We start from the raw sequence: 13479 nt of genomic DNA, 5'->3' as shown, positions 1-13479 counted from the left end.
CCCTCAATGGAGCACCGAATGTCTGCCAGCGCAGCACCAAAGCTGAGAGCTTCGAGCCCGCTATGGCTGCGGTCAGCTCCATTTGCGGATCTCTGATGGCGGGCTATTTCGAATTTCCGGTACGGGGCTCACTAGATTAAAACAATGCGCAGAGCGATTACATCGTTCCTGCATGATACATCTTTCGTTTAGCGAAAAAACATGGCAGACCTATCGTTCATTGTCACGGATCAATAAGCAAGTTTTGCTCAGATATCAGGTTGTTTATCCCCATAGTATTCTCGTCGTTTGATAACGAAACGTATTGATTGCCCTTGATGGTACAGTCATTAACAAAAACACAAGGGAACTCATCGTTCTTATCCGCGGCGTCAAAGCGGAACATATACTTATTTGCTCTATTGCCTACAAAGCTACATTCCTTGAAGTGAATCCCTGTCCGCTTCCCGGAAAATGTAAGTAAATCGAATTCCTGATTATTTATAAATTTACATTGCGAGAAAACAATACGAGTCGAATTAATTGAATTATATATGCCATACGAACAATCTCTTATAGTTGTATTGCTAATTAACACATTCTGACAGTTGTCTGTCTCTAATCCGACAGTACCGCACCCGAAAAGGTCGCAATCTCTGATCTGAATATTCTGACAATTCTGCAAGCGTAGCACGCCGCCCCGGCAAAATCCTTGCTGCAAGTGGCCTAATGTGACGTCGCTGATGATCATATCTTTGCAATCGATCAGGTTGAGCACCCAAGCGTAACGAGATGCGCTTAGCACCGTCGTACCAGTTCCTATTATTTCGCAGTTCTGAAGAGCCCTTAGCGCTAGTTCCTGGCCATCGTGTACACCAATCCATTTACAATGATTACCGCTAACAGCAAAATGCTTGTCGATTGTATCCGTCTCGAAAGATAGGACGATTCGCGCGTCTCTAGATACTTGTTTGATGAATGACGCTATGTTGTCGGCGTAAACAATACGGCCGAAAGTTGTTGCATCGCCAAGTTGTAGACTCACCGCCATCGGCTCGGATACTAAATCCGCGTCAAGGAAGAATTTGACTTCTGTTTCATTCTGCTTGGTAATTAAAGGCCGAATATGCGGCTTTGAAAGATCGGCTATCCATAGCAAGCCTTCCTCATCCTCAATACAATCAGCAATTTTCCCCACCATAACGCCGGATATCTGACCAAATAACGGGCGTTTCTTTCTTGCCAATTTGTTTAATGGGCGGACCTTTAATTTCAATGTTGGCCCAATCTGAGTTGTTAGAAGCGCGAAGACAGGTCGCCTAGCAAGTCTCCTAGTTATGAGGGCGTTTCCAAAGGGCGTAAGCAACGCGAGTGCTGGTGTGAGAACCGATCCTGCGATGAATGTAAAAAGCGCAGTCGAATTATTCTTTATGACGCCTGTTAAGTTTGACAAAATATTTAAAATGTCAAGCATTGTTTGAAATTCTTTCCTAAACGGCAGCTTTGCCAGGGGTTAATTCAGAAGAGAGCGAATAAAGCTTGTGGAATGTCAATGAAATATTTTGGAGCCGCTTTGTTTAGTCTCGTTCGTTTGGTCGCCTTAAGCCTTCTCAGAGCCAAGGTGCTTTATGATCGGGGGAAAGTCCAGAGTCGGATTGGCTTGGCTTGGCTTGGCTTGGCTTGGCTTGGCTTGGCTTGGCTTGGCGGACTAGATCTGCCGCAATTGGCGTTACCCATCAACGTTGGGTGCCGGGAACTGTCAACACAGCAAAGCCTGCGTATCCGTCTCGGTGATGGGGATGCGTGGGAGCAATATTTGCTGAGAGCCGTTAAGAGCAAAAGCTGCCGTCCAATGTCGGATCATGCCCGTGTCGACATCAAAGAGCCAAGCGGCCCTTTCGTGGGCGTGAAGGCTGCGGATACAGACGAGCAATGCGTATGGGTTAAGGCGGTCGGAGTTACGCAGTAGGGCTGGATCATTCTGATGGATCTTTACGCGCTCCTGCAGCTATTATTTTCATCATGTCATCTGGCAGCGGACGCTGTAGCTCTAGGGCGATCTCGGTCGGCGCATTGAGCCAAGTGCTACACTCTTCCGGCGTCGTCAGCAGGACTGGCATCGCCTTCGGATGGACCGGGCCGACGATTCCATTCGCGTCACAAGTGAGAAACGAGAACAGCCAGTGCTCGGCCTCCACTCTATCAGGGTTCTCAGCCTTGGTGCCGCGCACGCCCATCCGGGGGCGCCAGATCCCTGCGAAGGCAAACAGGTGCCGGTCGTCACCGAGGGCGAACCACGTCGGCGTCTTCTTCGGTTTGGTGTTCGCGTACTCGCTGAACGAGGAGACCGGAACGAGGCAGCGGTATTCCGGCTTGAGCCAGGGCTGCCAGTGTGGGCTCTTCACGTTTCGGACGTTGGTGACGGGATGCTCACCGAACTGCATGGGACCAGGAATGCCCCATCGGAACATCTCCGGGATGCGCTCTCCCTCCACAATCCGCACAATGGGCGCTCTAAGATCAGGGAAGATTCCGGGAAGGGGAGGGAAGTTGCCCGCCCTGTCTTCAGAAACTCCGAACACCCCGGCAATCTCGGAACGCCTCGGCAATCTGGGATTGCGATGTGGTGAGGCTGTAAAGGTTGCACATGCCTGGATGGTGCGACGGCCGAGGAAACGAAATCAAGCGGCGGCACACGGTTTGTGGATGCACAAAAAGCGAGCTTCTTTTCCTTCCCCGATGAGATATGTTCCTGTTTCGTTCTCATAGGAGGCAGGAATGGCGACCGTAGCTCAGTTGGCCGAGATCGAAGCGATGACGGATGTGGAAGCCGGAACGCTTGCGTATCTTGAGGCCGCGCAGGGCGACATTGAAAGGGCGCTGGCCTTCGCCGTTGAGGACGTATTGCGTTTGGAAGCGGACCTTGTGGTTGCCTTCAAGGCGGTCTCGCATGGATACGTTCGTGGATCGATCTCGGCCCCGTGACCATCCATGGATCGAATCGGTGATGTTGTCGGCAGTCGGCTTCGGATCGTATGCGCGCCATGCAGCCGGGAAGGCTGTTACCGCGTCGCAAGGCTGGTCACGGTCCACGGCCCCGACACATCGCTTGAGACTCTAAGATATCGTCTCACGAGCGGATGCCGGTGGCGGCGGCCGGAGGGGATGCGGCAGCCGGGAAAGTATGAGCCGAAGTGCCAAGCTCGGATCATTGCCCCGAAGCCTAAGACCGGAGGGGGAGGAGATACGTTTGCCAACGCGACGGTCGTCTTTCGCATCGATGTCTGGTTGGACGACGATTCAGGCATCGAGCGAGAAGTGATGCTTGCGACCGATCTCGCTCTTGCACGGAAATGGTTCGATGACGTGGCCGAGAAGTATCCCGGCAAGCTCATCACCCTGCGCCAACGTGCTCATGTCCTGCGAAGCACTGAGCGGCGGCTTACCCATGGAACTGGCGGATGGTGAAAGCCGCCGATGCCCCTCAATGCTTAGTGTCGCCTCGGCGGGATGCTGGCATTTCCATAACCGGAGAAGCCGTATCCACGGCAGGTAGATTCTGAGACATGAAGGGGTCCATCGAGACTCCACCTTCATCCACGATCATGTCGTGAGGAAGTGGAGCACGCGGATCTAGGGCTTCGGCAAGCTCTTGCATTAGGAGCTCCGTTCCGCCTTCGGATAGGAGTTCAAGCAGGTCTCGGATGCTGCCTCCCATGCTGCGGGCGATCTCTTCGGCAAGGGTCTTCGCCTTGAGCGCTGCGCCTTCCGTGGCTTCCAACGGGGGAACGACGAACGCATTCCGCTCCCGTTTGATGGCCTTCCTACGCTTCGTGAGGCGCGATCCGCGCAGAACGTGTTCAAGGTCGGACTCGCCGGGTTGCTCTCCGTTCTTAATGGCTTCCAAGAGCCCATCACGCACCAGCTGAGGCGTGCCTTTTGATGCGAGCTTGAACAGGACGGTCGGCGGCAGATACGCCACCAAGGCGCATTCATCGCGAAAAGCAACGGCGACGCTCATGTAATGTTGAGCCGTGCGCGGGGCGATTCGAATCTCCAATCGAAGCCAATCAAGAAACGACCCGTGCGGCAGGGCGTCCTTCACAGCGATCAAGTCCCGTCCGATCTCGGCAACACCGCTTCCCCTGATGCGGGTGGCGATCCGGTCCCGTGCTCCCCTCGCAAGCTGTCCAATTTCTGGTTTCAGGGCCTCGTAATCGAAGCCGGAACACGTTCGACTAGGACCGTCTTCGGGGGCAGGGATGGTTTCTGACGCGGCAGGGGAGGGGATGGACACGGCCTATCTCGCTAGGTTGTGGAAGCGAGGTCGCTCCCGTCATCCGGCAAGATTGGAGGCGTATGGATCAACTTCAAGAGACACCGAACGCTACAATAACGGCATACATTGCGCGCAATCTAAATTTCTAACTTATTGTTTTTAATCAGCTTTTAGACGTTTCACGCATTTGCTGAAATATTGCGGCCATTTCGGCCCCTGCGCGGCCTTGTCGGCAACCGAGAGGGCGCGCCACTCGGCACCGCATTTCTTCTGCCGCTCGCGGGCGGCGCTCTGCCCGACCGTCAGTTCCTTCGCGGCGGGCTCCGGAGCGGCGGCAACGGGGTCCTTGGCGGACGCCGTCGTCGCGAAACCCAGCACCATCGACGCCGCGACCACCGCGGCCGGAAGAAAACGAAACCGCATGATTGCAACCCCAGGCTGTTGTCCTGCGCTCACGGTGAGGCGCCGGAACCGCCATCATCACAGCCAGAAGTCGGGGAAAGGGCAAGATCCTTCGCGGTGCCGCGGCACACCGTCCACCGTTCGATGGCGGCGCGGATCCTGCAACCATCCGCCCCTCGCCCGGTTTGATCCGGCGACATGATGCGACCCTGACAGGAGCGGAACGTTTCCCATGGCCGCCGCCACCCAGAAGCCCATCGACCTCCATACCTGGGGCACGCCCAACGGTTGGAAGATCCCCATCATGCTGGAGGAGTGCGGTCTGCCCTACCGGGTGGTGCCGGTGAATATCGGCAAGGGCGACCAGCTGGCGCCGGACTTTCTGGCGATCTCACCCAACAACAAGATCCCGGCCATCGTCGACCCGGACGGCCCGGGGGCCAAGCCGATCACGGTCTTCGAATCGGGGGCGATCCTGCAATATCTAGGGCGAAAGACCGGCTGCCTCTACCCCACCGACGAACGCGCCCGGGTGGCCGTGGACGAGTGGCTGTTCTGGCAGGTCGGGGGCTTCGGACCGATGCTCGGTCAGATGCACCATTTCCGCATCCATGCGGAGGAGAAGATCCCCTACGCCATCGAACGGTTCTCGGCGGAAGCCCATCGTCTCTACGGCGTGCTCGACCGGCGCTTGGCGGATCGCGACTACATCGCCGATACGTATTCCATCGCCGACATCGCGATCCTGACCTGGGCCAAGCATCACGAGAAGCAGGGAATCGATCTGGCGACCCTGCCGAATGTCCGTCGCTGGCTCGACACAGTCCTGGCGAGGCCCGCCGTGAAACGGGGCCTCGCCGCGATCTGAGCCGCTACTTCTTGGCTTCGACCTGAGGCGCGGCCGGCTTGGCCGCGGGCTTCGGCGCCGGCTTGGGAGCGGCTTCGGAAGCCGGAGTCACGGCGGCCTGCTGGTTCACGTCCGGCACGCGGGTCCAGGTTTCCGAGCCGCACAGGACCTTGAGAAGGCATCCGGACACGCTCAACTCGGAGCCGGATTCACGCTCCAGGCTGACCTGATAGATCTTGCCCTCGTCGATATTGTAGATGTCGCCGGAGAACTTCTCTTCGTCGGGGGCGAGACCTTCGATGAGCTGCAGGCCGATGACCGGGCGCAGGCGCTTCTTCGGGTCGGGGTTCTTGGCGTCGGTGCGCGGCGCACCCGTCTCGGTGGTCGGCGTCTTCAGCCACACGACCTTACCGCAGATGTTCGCGCTGTTCGGGCCGCAATGATCGATGCGGATCTTGGCGCGGCCATCCTTCGTGAGCCAGGTGCCGGACGGGTCCTTCGACGGGGCCGCAGCGGCGGCGACGAGTCCGGAAAGCAGGAAGGCGGAGGTCAGGGCAACGCGCATGGCTTTTGGTCTCCTGGTGCCTGTGAAGGGCCGCGGCGCATCGGCGGGAGCGTCGCGAAGGGTCGTGAGCCTGGGGTCGAGAGCTTGGTCGTGGCCGCGCCGGACGTGGAGAACGGTCCGGGCCGGCGTCTTCTGCTGTGAGAAGACACCAGCAATCGGGCGAATTTCCGGCACTGTTGCGCCGAAGCCATGACCAAGGGAATTCCGCTGTGGATGCGCCGTCTTCGTCCTTCGGGTTGAGAGGACGGGGCGTGCCCGCTATAAGCCGGCCGCCGAAGCCGTTTTCGGCTGAGCGAACATAACCGGACTGAACATGGCCACCGAGCGCACTTTCTCCATCCTGAAGCCCGACGCGACCAAGCGGAACCTCACCGGCGCCGTGAATGCCGTGATCGAGAAGGCGGGCCTGCGCATCGTCGGCCAGCGTCGCATCCAGATGACCCAGGCCCAGGCCGAAAAGTTCTACGAGATTCACAAGGAGCGCCCGTTCTTCGGTGAACTCGTCTCCTTCATGACCTCGGGCCCCGTGGTCGTGCAGGTGCTCGAGGGCGAGAACGCCGTCGCCGCCTACCGCACCGTGATGGGCGCCACCAACCCGGCCAACGCCGACGAGGGCACCATCCGCAAGACCTTCTCCGAGTCGGTCGGTGAGAACACAGTGCACGGTTCGGACAGCGCCGAGAACGCGAAGATCGAGATCGCGCAGTTCTTCCAGGATTCCGACATCGTCGGCTGAGCCCGACCGGCTTTCGCGCCGCCAACGGGTTCGTGATCGCATCGTCGTCCGGTGAACCGGGAGCGTGGCGCGGAACGATGCCGGGTGTGGCGCGAACGCCCTTGCGCGCGAGTCCTGCCGGGCGTGAAAGGAATTCCCTTAACCGAATCCCTTTCACGGACCCCACATTCCATGCGCTCCATCGCTCCGCGCACCGGCCGGATCCTGCTCGCCGCCGGCCTCATCTCCCTGCTCGCCGCGTGTAACGCGAACAAGGGGACGCCCACGGCCTCCCTCGAAGGCTACACGCCCGATCCGGCCCTGAAGACGGCTTCCGCCGGCAACCTCACCGGTCGTGTGCGCCACGCCTGCACGGTGACGCAGGCCCGCCTGCAGAGCGTCCCCGAGGCGTCGCTCGCTCGCCCGTGCGGCTGCTACGCCAAGCAGACCCTGGCGAGCCTCAACCCGGCCGAGCTCGAATCCTACCGCACCACCGGCTATTTCAACGATTCCGCCCGCGCCAAGGCGCTGTCGGCCCTCGACAGCTGCAGCCTGCCGCGCCCGGCGTAAGCCGTCATCATCGCCGATCTCGATATCTCGGGATCGGCGGCTCGGGCCTCATCCTTGCGCGGGCAGGCTGAGCAAGGCCCCCTGGGCCGGCCTGATGTCTCCGGCGAACACGACGCGGCCACTCTCCAGCCTTGCCCGTCCGCCGGCGATCAGCGCCAGGGCACGCGGGTAGAGGAGGTGTTCCTCCACGAGAATGCGCGCGGCGAGACTGTCGGCATCGTCGTCCGGCAGGACCGGGACGGCGGCCTGGGCCACGATCGGCCCGGCATCGAGTTCCGGCACCACGTAATGCACCGTGCAGCCGTGCAGCCGCACGCCCGCCGCCAGGGCCTGCTCGTGGGTATGGACGCCGCGAAACAGCGGCAGCAGCGAAGGATGGATGTTGATCATCCGCCCGGCCCACGCCTCGACGAAGCCCGCGGAGAGAATCCGCATGAAGCCGGCCAGCACGACGAGCTCGATCCCGGCCGCTTCGAGTTCCGCGTTCAGGGCGGCATCGAAGCTCGCCCGGTCGGGATAGGCGCGGTGATCGAGCGCCGTCGTGGCGATCCCGGCGCTCGCCGCATGGGCGAGCCCGCCCGCCTCCGGCCGGTTGGAGGCGACGAGGACGATCTCGGCCGGATAATCCGGGGCCTTCGCGGCCTCGATCAGCGAGACCATGTTCGAGCCGCGTCCCGAGATCAGGATCGCGACCCGCATCTTGGGTCGGGGAGCCATCACAGGGCGAGCTTGCCCTGGAAGGTCACCGGATCGGGTCCGCGCTCGGTGATGAGCCCGAGGCGGATCGGCGAGGCGCCTGCGGTGTCGAGCGCCCGGGTCACCGCCGACACGCTCTCCGGCGAGACCACCGCCACCATGCCGATACCGCAATTGAAGGTGCGCAGCATTTCGGATTCCGCGACCCCGCCGACCTTCGAGATCCATCCGAAGACGGGCGGCGGAATGATCGCGTCGAGGTCTATGCTGATGCCGACACCGTCGGGCAGGACGCGGGGCAGGTTGTCGGGAAAGCCGCCGCCGGTGATGTGGGCGAGCGCCTTGATCCCGTCGGTTGCCTTCAGGGCGGCCAGCAGCGGCTTCACATAGATCCGGGTCGGCTCGAGGAGAGCGTCGCCCAGCGAGCGCGACGGCTCGAACGGGGCCGGGTCGTCGTAGGAGAGGCCGCTTGCCTCGACGATCCGGCGGACCAGCGAGAAGCCGTTGGAATGCACCCCGGAGGAGGGCAGGCCGAGGACGACGTCGCCTGGCGCGATGCCGGGACGTGGCAGGAGCTTGCCACGCTCGGCGGCGCCGACGCTGAAGCCGGCCAGATCGTAATCCGACCCGTCGTAGAGGCCCGGCATCTCGGCGGTCTCGCCACCGATGAGCGCGCAGCCCGCGATCCGGCAGCCCGCCGCGATCCCGCGCACGATGTCGGTGCCGACGCCCGGCACCAGCTTGCCGGTGGCGTAATAATCGAGGAAGAACAGCGGCTCGGCGCCCTGGACGATGATGTCGTTCACGCACATCGCCACGAGATCGACGCCGATCGTATCGTGGCGGCCGGTCTCGATGGCGATCTTGACCTTGGTGCCGACGCCGTCATTGGCCGCCACCAGAATCGGGTCGGAGAAGCCGGCGGCCTTCAGGTCGAACAACCCGCCGAACCCGCCGATCTCGGCATCCGCGCCGGGCCGGCGGGTGGAGCGCACCAGCGGCTTGATCGTCTCGACCATGGCGTTGCCCGCATCGATATCGACGCCCGCATCCGCGTAGGTCATTCCGTTCCGGCTCTCGCCGTTCTTGCTCTCGGCCGTCATCGGCACCTCGTCTCAACGTCCTGTCCCGGCTGCTTTAACGGGTCGCGGCGGTCTCGGCGAGTCGTCGCGGACGAGTTCGGCACCCGGTGCCGGGCGCGGAAGCAGATTTCGATCGCCTCAACCGTTCGACGAGGGCCGCACCGGGCTCGCCGATCCCCGCGCCCGCTTCGATGAACCGGACAGGCGACGCCTTTGCGCGGATCGGAGCATCGTCCTCAGGCGGCGCGAAGCTGCGCCAGAAAACGGGTGACTTCGGCATCGAGATGGTCGGCATCGTGCGAGACCGAGGAGGCGACGGAAAGCACCCTCTCGGCCGCTCCGCCGGCCCTCTGCGCCGCGTCGGCGACGCCGCCGATATGAGACGTGACCTGACCGGTGCCATCGGCGGTCTGGTGGATGTTGCGAACGATCTCCCGGGTCGCTGCCCCCTGTTCCTCCACCGCGGCCGCGATCGCGCCCGAGATCCCGCTCAAGTCGTCGATGCGCCCGGCGATGGCGCCGATCGCCGTGACCGCCTCCCGGGTGACCGACTGGATGTCGCCGATCTGGGAGGCGATCTCGTCGGTGGCCCTGGCGGTCTGGGTGGCGAGTTCCTTGACCTCGGCCGCCACCACCGCGAAGCCGCGTCCCGCTTCGCCGGCACGCGCGGCCTCGATGGTGGCGTTGAGGGCGAGCAGGTTGGTCTGGCTGGCGATGCCGTTGATCATCGCCACCACGTCGCCGACGCGGGTCGCCGCCCGGCTCAGATCCTGGACCAGCCCGGCGGTGCGCCCGGCCTCCGTCGCGCTCGCCTGCGTCAGCGCCGCCGAACTGTCGACCTGACGGCCGACCTCCGACACCGAGGCACTGAGTTGCTCCGCCGCCGCCGCTACGGCGGCGACGTTGGCCGAGGCCTCCTCCGCGGCACGGATCACCGCGCCGGAACGGTCGGCGGTGTCGCCGGCCATCTGCGACATCGCCTGCGCGGTGTCCTGCAGTTCGCCCACCGAGGTCGCCACGGCGCGGACGATGCCGCCGAAAGCCGCTTCGAAGGCCTGCGCCAGGGTTTCGGTCTGAGCCCGGCGCGCGATCTCGCGCTGTCGGGTTTCCCCGGCATGACGCTCCGCCACGTCCCGGGCGAGGTTGGCCTTGAACGCTTCGAGGCCCCGGGCGAGGCTGCCGACCTCGTCCCGGCGGTCCAGGCAGGGCACCGCGGCGGCGTAATCGCCCTCAGCGATCCGCCCCATGGCCAGGCCGACCGCGCCGTAGCCGCGGACCAGCGCCTCGTGGGCGAACCAGCCGAGGGCCAGGAACGTGGCGACGGTGGCGACCAGCGTGCCGACGACGACGGCGAAATAGAAGTGTGCCTGGGCTTCGTCCGCCGCGACGGCCGCGTCGGTGCGGGACTGCATCAGCCCGTAGAACGCGTCGAGCGGCTTCATGATCTGCGCCTTGAAACCGTGATAGGCCTCCGAATGGACGAGCCCGATCGCCCGATCGCGGTCTCGGGCGGGGTTCGGTTGTGCCAGGGGCTGGCCATCCTTGTCCTTGCCCTCGACGAGATTCATCGCCTCGACCTCGAGATGAACCAGCCCGTCGGAATTTCGGACCGATTCCGCCAGCATGTCGGTTTCCTGCCGGCTGAAGCCGAGACGCTTCATCAGGTCGTGCACCGACACGGTCTCGCCGTCGGGGCGCGGCTTCGCCACGCCGGCCGCGACGAAATCCCAGTAGATGCGATGATACTCCTCCGGGCGCGGCTTGCGGCCGGAGCGTATGTCGAGGATGTCCAAATATTGCTGCTTGTACGACGCTTGGCCGGTGACGACGTAGGTGCGGCCGAGCCGGGTGAGATCGTCCGAAGACTGCCGGATCTCGTCGGCGAGGAGGATCGATTGCTGGCGGGTCGCGTAGGCCGCGCTCACTTGGTCGACAGCCCGTCCATAGAGAATGATGGACCCGGCCAGCAGCAAGCTGGATACCAGCATAGCCGTGATCAGACCAATAAACCTGTGCGATAGACTCATTTTATCCCCCCGCCGTTGAGGGACAGTACAGTCTAGCTCGTTAAAAATCCGCTTTCCCGAGGATGAAAGTCGTTCACGCTCGTTCCCCTGCCGCGGGCCGTGCGGGGCCTTCGCGGGCGAGCCTTGACCCCGCCGCACCGCCTTCCCACTCTTGTGCGCGGGCGACGGGCGAGACGGAGGAGGGCCGATGCGCGGCAGGGCGGTGATCGGACTGGTGGGCCTCGGCGTCGTCGCGCTGCTGCTCTACCTGCTCTCGGGCGTGATGTTGCCTTTCGTGGCGGGTCTGGCCCTCGCCTATCTTCTCGACCCCATGGCCGACAGGCTCCAGCGCTGGGGTCTCGGGCGGCTCTCCGCCTCGCTCCTGATCCTCGCGATGTTCGTCGTCGGGCTCGTGGTGATCCTGCTGATCGTGGTGCCCCTGGCGGCCAATCAGATCTCGGCGCTCGTGACGACCCTGCCCGGCATGGTTTCACGGCTTCAGGGCATCATCGTCGAGCGGGTCGGGCCGATCCTCACACGGGTCGGCGGGGCGGACGTTCTCAACGACCTGCAATCCTCCGTCGGAGCCCTGGTGGGGCAGGGCGGCACGTGGTTCCTGGCCTTCCTCAAATCGCTGTGGTCGGGCAGCCAGGCGCTTGTCTCCATCGCCTCGCTCCTCGTCGTGACCCCCGTCGTGGCCTTCTACCTCCTCGTCGACTGGGACCGGATGGTCGCCACCGTCGACGGCTGGACCCCTCCGCGCCACCGCACCACCGTGCGGCGTCTGGCCGGCGAGATCGACCGGGCGATCATCGGCTTCGTGCGCGGACAGACCCTGGTCTGCCTGATCCTGGGGACGTTCTATGCCGTCGGCCTGTTCTTCGTGGGCGTGAATTTCGGCGTGCTGATCGGGATGATCGCGGGTTTCCTCACCTTCATCCCCTATGTCGGCACCCTCGTCGGGTTCCTGCTCTCGGTGGGCGTCGCCCTGGTCCAGTTCTGGCCGACCTCCGACTGGCTTCATATCGGACTGACCGTCGCCGTGTTCGTGGTCGGCCAGTTTTTCGAGGGCAACGTCATCTCGCCCAAGCTCGTCGGTGACTCGGTCGGCCTGCACCCGGTCTGGCTGATGTTCGCGCTCCTGGCCTTCGGCTCGCTGTTCGGGTTCCTCGGTCTGCTGCTGGCCGTCCCCGTCGCGGCCTCCATCGGCGTCATCGTGCGCTTCGCGATCTCGCGTTATCTCCAGAGTCCGCTCTACTATGCCGAGGAACCGATCCTGATTCAGAAGCGCGAGGGATGAGATCGCCGATGCGCGAGGCCGCGCCCCCGAAGCAGCTCGCCTTCGACCTGCCCCTCGACCCGCGCTACGGCCGCGAGGACTTCCTGGTGGGGCCGGCCAACGAGGCGGCCTACGGGCTGATCGAGGCCTGGCCGCGCTGGCCCGATACGGTCTGCCTCATCACCGGGCCGTCGGGCAGCGGCAAGAGCCACCTCGCCTCGATCTGGGCGACGCGCTCCCATGCCTGGACCGTCCCGGCCTCCGAGGTCACCGCCGATTCGGTCACGCATCTCGTCTCCAACGGCGCCCTGGTCATCGAAGATATCGACCGCCCCGAGGGCCGCGAGGAAGCGGCCCTGTTCCACCTCCTCAACCTCGCCCGCGAGAACGGCAGCCCCGTCCTCATCACGGCGGCCGCACCGGTGGAGGCGCTCGGCCTCGTCACCGCCGATCTGCGCTCGCGCCTCAGGCTGGCACCGGGCGCCACCATCCTTCCCCCCGACGACGCGCTGATGCGGGCGGTGCTGGTCAAGCTCTTCGTCGACCGCCAGCTCGTGGTCGATCTCAGCGTCGTCGAGGCCATCGCCCTGCGGATCGACCGCTCCCTCGCCAGGGCCAGGGCCGTGGTGGCCGAACTCGACCGCGACGCCCTGAGGCGCGGCCGCCGCATCACGAGGCCGCTGGCCATGTCTGTCCTGGCCGATCTGGGAGTGCCGGACGACGAGACTGACGAGGACGACGCGCCGGCTTGATCGCCCGCCCATCCCGATTGTCATGGAATTGTCAGACGCGACGGCCCGGCCGCATGCTACGAGGCCGTTCGTTCGAGCAGAGTGAGGAGAAGACCCGTTGCCGGAAGTGGATTCGGACGCGATCGCCAAGGAGTCGGACATCAAGGGATCGGATACGGAGGGAACGGCTGTCGAGGAGCGGAAGATCGCTCCAGCGGCCGACGCCTCGCCAAACGAACCCCGCTCCGGTGACGACGGCCGCGGCTCCGCGGCACCCAAATCCCTGGCGCCCAAACGCCCCGCCGCCCGGCGCCGGCCGGCGGAGGCC

At 63.4% G+C, this 13479-nt stretch carries 16 protein-coding genes; 8 read left to right on the top strand and 8 right to left on the bottom strand.

Annotation, left to right across the window (positions count from 1 at the left end):
* Nucleotides 1-223: 223 nt before the first annotated feature.
* Both FV220_RS11555 and FV220_RS11550 read right to left on the bottom strand, forming a co-directional pair.
* A complete protein-coding gene (locus FV220_RS11555; protein WP_147831482.1) occupies nucleotides 224-1453 on the bottom strand; it encodes a right-handed parallel beta-helix repeat-containing protein in 1230 nt (409 codons plus the stop codon).
* A gap of 502 nt (nucleotides 1454-1955) precedes the next feature.
* Nucleotides 1956-2561: an SOS response-associated peptidase family protein gene (locus FV220_RS11550; protein WP_348642085.1), complete on the bottom strand. Its 606-nt coding sequence runs from the start codon at nucleotides 2559-2561 to the stop codon at nucleotides 1956-1958.
* A 196-nt stretch (nucleotides 2562-2757) separates the two neighbouring features.
* On the opposite strand from FV220_RS11550, the gene FV220_RS11545 reads away from it, so the two are divergent.
* Together FV220_RS11545 and FV220_RS11540 are read left to right on the top strand one after the other, a co-directional pair.
* Nucleotides 2758-2964 (top strand): hypothetical protein, encoded by a 207-nt coding sequence (locus FV220_RS11545; RefSeq protein ID WP_147831480.1) that lies wholly within the window; start codon nucleotides 2758-2760, stop codon nucleotides 2962-2964.
* A gap of 180 nt (nucleotides 2965-3144) precedes the next feature.
* Complete coding sequence (locus FV220_RS11540; RefSeq protein WP_147831479.1) at nucleotides 3145-3447, top strand: hypothetical protein; 303 nt, start codon at nucleotides 3145-3147, stop codon at nucleotides 3445-3447.
* Between the two features lie 16 nt (nucleotides 3448-3463).
* Here FV220_RS11540 and FV220_RS11535 read toward each other — a convergent pair whose 3' ends face one another.
* Nucleotides 3464-4276 (bottom strand): DUF3102 domain-containing protein, encoded by an 813-nt coding sequence (locus FV220_RS11535; protein ID WP_147831477.1) that lies wholly within the window; start codon nucleotides 4274-4276, stop codon nucleotides 3464-3466.
* A 141-nt stretch (nucleotides 4277-4417) separates the two neighbouring features.
* Nucleotides 4418-4681 (bottom strand): hypothetical protein, encoded by a 264-nt coding sequence (locus FV220_RS11530; protein ID WP_147831475.1) that lies wholly within the window; start codon nucleotides 4679-4681, stop codon nucleotides 4418-4420.
* 211 nt (nucleotides 4682-4892) lie between these two features.
* Here FV220_RS11530 and FV220_RS11525 point away from each other — a divergent pair, with 211 nt between their 5' ends.
* A complete protein-coding gene (locus FV220_RS11525; protein ID WP_147831473.1) occupies nucleotides 4893-5528 on the top strand; it encodes a glutathione S-transferase N-terminal domain-containing protein in 636 nt (211 codons plus the stop codon).
* Nucleotides 5529-5532: 4 nt separating this feature from the next.
* Here the strand turns inward: FV220_RS11525 and FV220_RS11520 are convergent, their stop codons facing one another.
* Nucleotides 5533-6072, bottom strand: a complete 540-nt coding sequence (locus tag FV220_RS11520) for a DUF2147 domain-containing protein (protein WP_056149369.1) — start codon at nucleotides 6070-6072, stop codon at nucleotides 5533-5535.
* 313 nt (nucleotides 6073-6385) lie between these two features.
* Here FV220_RS11520 and ndk point away from each other — a divergent pair, with 313 nt between their 5' ends.
* Together ndk and FV220_RS11510 are read left to right on the top strand one after the other, a co-directional pair.
* Nucleotides 6386-6808, top strand: coding sequence for a nucleoside-diphosphate kinase (ndk, locus tag FV220_RS11515; protein WP_018043493.1), 423 nt, complete (start codon nucleotides 6386-6388; stop codon nucleotides 6806-6808).
* 171 nt (nucleotides 6809-6979) lie between these two features.
* A complete protein-coding gene (locus FV220_RS11510; protein WP_147831471.1) occupies nucleotides 6980-7357 on the top strand; it encodes a hypothetical protein in 378 nt (125 codons plus the stop codon).
* Between the two features lie 48 nt (nucleotides 7358-7405).
* On the opposite strand, the gene purN is transcribed toward FV220_RS11510, so the two are convergent.
* From purN to FV220_RS11495, 3 genes are all read right to left on the bottom strand, one after another.
* Nucleotides 7406-8074 (bottom strand): phosphoribosylglycinamide formyltransferase, encoded by a 669-nt coding sequence (purN, locus tag FV220_RS11505; protein WP_147831469.1) that lies wholly within the window; start codon nucleotides 8072-8074, stop codon nucleotides 7406-7408.
* Entirely contained in the window at nucleotides 8074-9156 is a 1083-nt protein-coding gene (purM, locus tag FV220_RS11500) for a phosphoribosylformylglycinamidine cyclo-ligase (protein WP_056149373.1), read from the bottom strand. Before purM ends, purN begins: the two co-directional genes overlap by 1 nt.
* 215 nt (nucleotides 9157-9371) lie before the next feature.
* Nucleotides 9372-11123 (bottom strand): HAMP domain-containing methyl-accepting chemotaxis protein, encoded by a 1752-nt coding sequence (locus tag FV220_RS11495; protein ID WP_147831467.1) that lies wholly within the window; start codon nucleotides 11121-11123, stop codon nucleotides 9372-9374.
* A 226-nt stretch (nucleotides 11124-11349) separates the two neighbouring features.
* On the opposite strand from FV220_RS11495, the gene FV220_RS11490 reads away from it, so the two are divergent.
* From FV220_RS11490 to FV220_RS25800, 3 genes are all read left to right on the top strand, one after another.
* Nucleotides 11350-12441 (top strand): AI-2E family transporter, encoded by a 1092-nt coding sequence (locus FV220_RS11490; protein WP_056149378.1) that lies wholly within the window; start codon nucleotides 11350-11352, stop codon nucleotides 12439-12441.
* A gap of 8 nt (nucleotides 12442-12449) precedes the next feature.
* Nucleotides 12450-13172 carry a DnaA/Hda family protein gene (locus FV220_RS11485; protein WP_018043499.1) on the top strand — a complete coding sequence of 241 codons (723 nt, stop codon included), beginning with the start codon at nucleotides 12450-12452 and terminating at the stop codon, nucleotides 13170-13172.
* A gap of 106 nt (nucleotides 13173-13278) precedes the next feature.
* Nucleotides 13279-13479 (top strand): hypothetical protein (locus FV220_RS25800; RefSeq protein ID WP_246689440.1); only part of this gene is annotated, 201 nt, incomplete at its 3' end.

Origin of the sequence: Methylobacterium sp. WL19 (assembly GCF_008040005.1) — a bacterium.
GTDB lineage: Bacteria > Pseudomonadota > Alphaproteobacteria > Rhizobiales > Beijerinckiaceae > Methylobacterium > Methylobacterium bullatum.
The sequence above is the reverse complement of the archived record's forward strand: the minus strand, read 5'-3'. Positions and strand labels throughout refer to the sequence as shown.

What these genes read in the sequence shown, in the direction of transcription:
- FV220_RS11555 (WP_147831482.1), bottom strand. Translation starts at nt 1,453, where the DNA reads ATGCTTGACATTTTAAATATTTTGTCAAACTTAACAGGCGTCATAAAG.
- FV220_RS11545 (WP_147831480.1), top strand. Translation starts at nt 2,758, where the DNA reads ATGGCGACCGTAGCTCAGTTGGCCGAGATCGAAGCGATGACGGATGTG.
- FV220_RS11540 (WP_147831479.1), top strand. Translation starts at nt 3,145, where the DNA reads ATGCGGCAGCCGGGAAAGTATGAGCCGAAGTGCCAAGCTCGGATCATT.
- FV220_RS11530 (WP_147831475.1), bottom strand. Translation starts at nt 4,681, where the DNA reads ATGCGGTTTCGTTTTCTTCCGGCCGCGGTGGTCGCGGCGTCGATGGTG.
- FV220_RS11525 (WP_147831473.1), top strand. Translation starts at nt 4,893, where the DNA reads ATGGCCGCCGCCACCCAGAAGCCCATCGACCTCCATACCTGGGGCACG.
- FV220_RS11520 (WP_056149369.1), bottom strand. Translation starts at nt 6,072, where the DNA reads ATGCGCGTTGCCCTGACCTCCGCCTTCCTGCTTTCCGGACTCGTCGCC.
- ndk (WP_018043493.1), top strand. Translation starts at nt 6,386, where the DNA reads ATGGCCACCGAGCGCACTTTCTCCATCCTGAAGCCCGACGCGACCAAG.
- FV220_RS11510 (WP_147831471.1), top strand. Translation starts at nt 6,980, where the DNA reads ATGCGCTCCATCGCTCCGCGCACCGGCCGGATCCTGCTCGCCGCCGGC.
- purN (WP_147831469.1), bottom strand. Translation starts at nt 8,074, where the DNA reads ATGGCTCCCCGACCCAAGATGCGGGTCGCGATCCTGATCTCGGGACGC.
- purM (WP_056149373.1), bottom strand. Translation starts at nt 9,156, where the DNA reads ATGACGGCCGAGAGCAAGAACGGCGAGAGCCGGAACGGAATGACCTAC.
- FV220_RS11495 (WP_147831467.1), bottom strand. Translation starts at nt 11,123, where the DNA reads ATGCTGGTATCCAGCTTGCTGCTGGCCGGGTCCATCATTCTCTATGGA.
- FV220_RS11490 (WP_056149378.1), top strand. Translation starts at nt 11,350, where the DNA reads ATGCGCGGCAGGGCGGTGATCGGACTGGTGGGCCTCGGCGTCGTCGCG.
- FV220_RS11485 (WP_018043499.1), top strand. Translation starts at nt 12,450, where the DNA reads ATGCGCGAGGCCGCGCCCCCGAAGCAGCTCGCCTTCGACCTGCCCCTC.